This is a genomic window from Hoskinsella mucinilytica (assembly GCF_045223415.1).
GTDB classification, from domain to species: Bacteria; Bacillota_I; Bacilli_A; order Erysipelotrichales; family Erysipelotrichaceae; genus Hoskinsella; species Hoskinsella mucinilytica.
In genome coordinates, this window is sequence record NZ_JBEQZJ010000085.1 from 1 (window position 1) to 5,636 (window position 5,636).

The 5,636-nt window shown below is 28.7% G+C and carries 5 protein-coding genes; 2 read left to right on the forward strand and 3 right to left on the reverse strand.

All coding sequences use genetic code 11. From position 1 onward, the window contains the following. A partial coding sequence (locus UGRO018_RS17410) for a serine/threonine-protein kinase (RefSeq protein ID WP_416327785.1) occupies positions 1-1,489 on the reverse strand: 1,489 nt, incomplete at its 3' end. Positions 1,490-2,666: 1,177 nt separating this feature from the next. Continuing rightward, on the reverse strand, positions 2,667-2,897 hold the full coding sequence (locus UGRO018_RS17415; protein WP_416327786.1) for a P-loop NTPase fold protein: 231 nt from the start codon (positions 2,895-2,897) through the stop codon (positions 2,667-2,669). A gap of 161 nt (positions 2,898-3,058) precedes the next feature. Between UGRO018_RS17415 and UGRO018_RS17420 the strand changes: the two genes are divergently transcribed. Together UGRO018_RS17420 and UGRO018_RS17425 are read left to right on the forward strand one after the other, a co-directional pair. Continuing rightward, positions 3,059-3,430: a hypothetical protein gene (locus UGRO018_RS17420; protein WP_416327787.1), complete on the forward strand. Its 372-nt coding sequence runs from the start codon at positions 3,059-3,061 to the stop codon at positions 3,428-3,430. A 77-nt stretch (positions 3,431-3,507) separates the two neighbouring features. Further along, positions 3,508-3,696 carry a hypothetical protein gene (locus tag UGRO018_RS17425; RefSeq protein WP_416327788.1) on the forward strand — a complete coding sequence of 63 codons (189 nt, stop codon included), beginning with the start codon at positions 3,508-3,510 and terminating at the stop codon, positions 3,694-3,696. 139 nt (positions 3,697-3,835) lie between these two features. Here UGRO018_RS17425 and UGRO018_RS17430 read toward each other — a convergent pair whose 3' ends face one another. Next, positions 3,836-5,485: an IS1634 family transposase gene (locus UGRO018_RS17430; protein ID WP_416327789.1), complete on the reverse strand. Its 1,650-nt coding sequence runs from the start codon at positions 5,483-5,485 to the stop codon at positions 3,836-3,838. Between the last annotated feature and the right edge of the window lie 151 nt (positions 5,486-5,636).

Consider the following 5,636-nt stretch of genomic DNA (forward strand, 5'->3'; position numbering starts at 1 on the left):
AAACCCTTTCTGCTTCAAGTCCATCATCATAGTAATAACCAATAATTTGAGGTTTTTTTAATTGTTTTCCATTGCGTTTTTCAATAATGAAAGATAGTTCAGGACTTAATTCTATTCCTTCAAGATAAGAACCTTCACTTAATCTCAATTTGAGGATGTCACCATCAATTTTATAATTATCATAACTAATCTTGATAATGCTTTTATTTTTTTCTTCAAGCATATATTCCAACAACTGTCGCCATGTTCCATAATTTTCAGAAAATATTTTGTTTACATTATTACTTGATTTAAACATATCATCATAATTTAACAATTCATTCCTTATTTCAAGGCTACTATTTTTTGAATATTTATAAGCATTTTTTTGTTCAATAAATTTAATTTTAGTATTCAAATTTAAATAATCTCTTTTTAGTTTTTCACGATAATTTGGTGATGTTTTATTTACTCTTACTATATTGAATACATTGAAATTTTCATCGAATATACAATTAACAGAATAATTATGACCCAAGAATGTGTATAAGCCACTTTCTACATCAGAAACAAATCCAAAAATATCAATAAAATTTGATGGTATCTCTACCTCTAACGCATGTTTATATGTAACGTTCTTTTGAATTAAATTTTTATTTTTCAATTCCCAGTATCTATCACTACTACAAATCATTAAGATTTGATTATCAATTTGAGACTTCTTTATAATCAATGAACTGATTGCATCTTTTAATTGAAATATATCAGTAAACCTTTCTGTTGGATCTTCATCAACCAATTTCATTAAAATAGGTTTTAATTCAATATCAATTCCTGCAGTATCTTCAATTTTTTTCTTAAATTCATTAGCAGTTGTTGGGTCTTCATTGGTAAATAAATAGTATATTATCCCACCAATCGAATATAAATCACTTTGTTCAGTTGCATTTTCACTATGAAATTTGATTTCAGGCGCTGTATATTTATTTGTTCCAAATTGATATACAGTACCTTGACTAACCATATCTTTAATTTTACAAAGTCCAAAATCTATTATTTTCACTTTACCTTCTTTATCCAACATAATGTTAGACGGGTTTAGATCACGATGAATGATTCCGTATGAATGTGCAGTTTCCATAGCATTCAAAATTTCTTTTATAATCCTAAATTTTTCTTTAATAGTCAAATCAACTATGTCAATATCTTTCAAAGAATATCCATCAACATATTCCATTAAAATCATACCAATTGGCTGATCAGTTTTTTTAATTTTAAGATCATCATGATATAAATACATGTTAACGATATTTTCGCATTTATTGAGCACACCCAAAGCTCTAATTTCTCTTAAAAAAAGAGTTTTATATAAAACATTATCTGTTCCATATATAATTTTTCGTACAATCAACTCCCCATTACTACGATCTCGCATCAATGATACTTGAGAGTTTGTTTCTCCTTTTACTTTCAAATTTTTAACGAATTCTAAATCACGAAAAGTTGCCATATGTCCCTCCAAAATCTATTCAGATATTTAAGTCTAATCAAGGCTTATTATCTATATTATAATCTATATTAATAGTAAAATAAATAAGATTAATTGTCTATTATAAGGGGATTGGTATCTTTTATGTTATTTTATACATAAACTTTTGTAAAAATTCTAAAATATATTTTATATGAACGGTCTTTTGTCCTTACAAATTACTAAAATTGAAATTTTACTTAATACTTTGTTACATAACATAATATTCTAGTTTTATTAAGATTCTAGCTCTAAAATAGATTGTATATCATGCTTTATAGATGAAGAATAAAACAGTTTAATATATAATTATCTCTACTAGTATCGTTTAAATCACCAAATATACAAATATAGATTTCTTTCAGTAATTGTGTTCCATCTCTATTTTCGTTTATGCCTCGCTTAAAGTATTTAAAATTCTCAAATCAATTGAGAAGGTTTGTATTATTTGAAACAAATGAAGCAAATTCAATCCAATTACTAGAAACATAATAGTTGAAACCAAGAGGGTTTGTAGTGTTAATAGAAAAAGCTATACATGTTAGGTTAAATGAAATATTTTGCTCACACTGAACATTGGGAAAATCTCTATCTGTGATTAGCATTCTCTCAGCAATTTTAACAGAGTTAATGAATTTATAAACTTCTCTAAGCTTCAATTGAAAATAGTTAATGAAGGTTATTATAATTTCATTACGGATATGAACTTATTCTAAATCTCTGCTTATTATGAATGAAGCGTATTTAATCTTTGTCGATGTATGATAATTCAAATTTATAATTACATCATAGAATCGTTGTAAATATAGATCACCGTTATACTCATTTCTATAAATTTCTCTTACTGTTTTAGAAAATTGTATATTATTTGTAAACACCCAAAATAATAATTATAAATCGATTTTTTTCTCACTTAATATTTGATCAATTACATTATTTGAACAAATTTTCAAGTCTTCTATATTGCTAATACCTGACATCAGTTGCTCATAATCTACTTGCTTTAATTTTATTATTACTAAAATCATCCATCCAATTAATCCTATAGAACCGACTTAAATGAAAACATCCACTACGGATTATTGAAATATCAAGGATTGTACAGACATAATGATGGTATCATTTTCCCCTGCATTATAATAAAATTCCTGTTTTATCATTAGAAATTTTTATTACAAATGGATGTATATAACTCATCATTATTTAAAAGATATTCTACTTGTTTAGCATTTACTGTCTTTCCACTCCCCCATTCACCATTTATAGATATGATCAAATTTTCTTCTTGTTTTACCATCAGGTTGATCACATTAACTAATTTTTTATTTCTGTTTAATAGATTATCATCGATTGATCCTTTTATAAATTCATCAGTAATTATTTCTTTCATAAACTCACCCTCCATGCGTCGTATTAAGTATACCATAACAACTATTTTAATTATGTCAGAAAAATAATGAAATTTTTCCATTTTATTAAAACCAACCTCAAACTCATCTGTCTCATAAGCGTAAGGATGATAAATCCATAAAAGAAAAGGAGCGTATTACTATGTACTACAGAAGAGATGATTCAAGAATGGGTGATGAAATTTTTGCGATGGGAGCACTTATTGCACCAATTGCTTGGAAAATCGTAAAACATGGACAGGCAAAGGCAATTGCTAAAAAAGAGGCATTTGAAGCACTGCCAGAGGAGAAAAAGCAACAGATCAAGTACAAAAGATGTGCCATTGGAGAGAAAATTGCAAGATATCTACTCATTGCATTTGTAGGTTTGGAAGTGTTTGCTATATTAGCAGGACATTTTCCGATTGCTGACATTATGTCTTTTATTCCTGTCATTGTTGCTTATTTTATGCTGAAAGCAGGTAAAAACAAATATGAAACTGACACTCAAACAACTTCTAAATCATATCTATGAAGATGAAAAAGTACCAAAACAAACACTGAGAGAAATTTTGATTAATATTCTTAAATCATTCAAAGAAGGTATTCAAAATGAGTGAAAAAGAAGAACAAGTCTTTGTTGAAGTTACTGGCAGTATTTATGATTGCATAGATTTCATTAATCTCTTACTGAATCAATACGATTTGAATAAGAATATCAGTGCTTATCTTGGTGCATTAAGAATTCTAAATAGAGAGCTTTTATCAAACATTGATAACTTGAATCAATTAAATGAGTAATTGTTGCATTGTTTATTTTATGAAATTATTGTATTATATTAACGTAAATATCATATATATATTAATATCATGATAAGAGAGGAGACGAATTATCGTCAACTTTTCACTAAAATTATACATCTACAAACAAAAGACCAGATTAACATTCAATCTGATCTTTTATTTTCTGTGCATATTCTTTATATTCCTTTTCCCCTATGCTAACACTTTCTAATATCTTTTTCTGATTGCTTGTAAGAGCATACCGTAAATGATATTTCTCATCTGACAATTTTGTTAATCTCATTCTCTCAATTTGTCTCAATACTTTCGGTACCGTATATTCTTTTCGATTCTTTTTATACAGTGGTTTCAATAAGCGATAGATCTCATTTCGTATGATCAACGCTATAAATGAAATGAATACTTTACTTTCTAACTTTTCTACATTCTGTACCCTAAACACATCAAACCCTAGATAACTCTTCTCCATCCGGAATACCTTTTCTACCGCATCCCTATCCCTATAGATGCTCAACGCTTCCTTACTTTCCATTTTCTTTGAGGTTACGATGACAAAGTATCCCATTTTTGATATCTCTTTCCGAATAGCATCTTCTTTACGTTGATATGTCTGCAAATAGCCATTCCCATCAAATTTCACTTTATAATAGGATTCATAGCTTTTTAAATCTTCTCTTCGCTGTAGTTTCCTCTGTACTTTTTCTTCCATTGCACTGTCCATCTTTTTTAAGCGATTATTCAATTGTAGCTTTTCACTTTCTGCCTGTATTCCATTATAGTACACATGGATATACTGTTTTCTATCTGTTCCAAATAAATCTTGCTCAACTGTCATCCCATATAATTCGTATTCTTCTATATATCCACTATATCCATTCTTTAATACAGCTGCACATTCTTCCACTGCCTTCTGTACAAATTTCGTATTTCCTTTTGTCATTAAGACATAGTCATATCCAAAGTTCTCAAAAAACTTGATATTACGTACTGAGAAATAGCCTCTATCGAGGATGAACCCTATATTCTTACAGTCATAATAATATGCTCTTTCAACCATTTTCTCACATTCCGTATTATCATTGATACTGCCTGGATACAGTTCATAAAACAACGGGGTCTGATCTGTCTGATCATATCCAAGAGATACGTTAATCTGTGGTAAATCCGGATTATCTTTCACATGTCCGTACTCCGCCAGTTCTAAACTTCCCGCTACACAGTTCATATTTGTAGAGTCATAAGAGATATAGATTTCTTTGTTTGTATGTAGTTTTACCCATGATTTTATAAACAGATCAATATCTTTTATGTTTAACCCTTGTAATAATCTACCAATTGCTATATCCGAAAAAACCTTTTCATTGAATAAAGCATGGTTATATGCATAGTCCTCAAAATACTGCATCACATTATTTTCGCTCATAATCATAAAGGAAGCAATGTCTAAAATCATATCACATTCTTTCTTGAAGACAGATGACAGTACTTCATACAATCCAATCTGTTCAGATATCAAATGAAACACCATCCTAGGTCCAAAGGATATAAAATCACCTCGATCACTGGGATCAAGTAACATTTCTTCTTTTTCAAAGAGCTTAAAATACTGACTATTTGGTATCAGATCCCCATCTTCATTTAATTTTCCTATAGCGACACGTTTTGGTCTTGAACACTGAAGCTCAGGCTTATATTCAACTTTTTGTGTTAGATAGACATAAGTACCGCTTTTAGAATGAACAAGAACAGTACGATCAGGACATTTCACAGGTTTGAAAAAATTCATGATAGCCTCCATTTTTTAGATGTATATTTTATACATCTATTTTATCATAATTCTAAGAAAAAGAAAAGCCCAAAACGCCTATTTAAAAGGCAACTTTGAGACTTTTTCGATTTATTCATTCATAGATGTATATTTTTTTGTTAAGTTAATG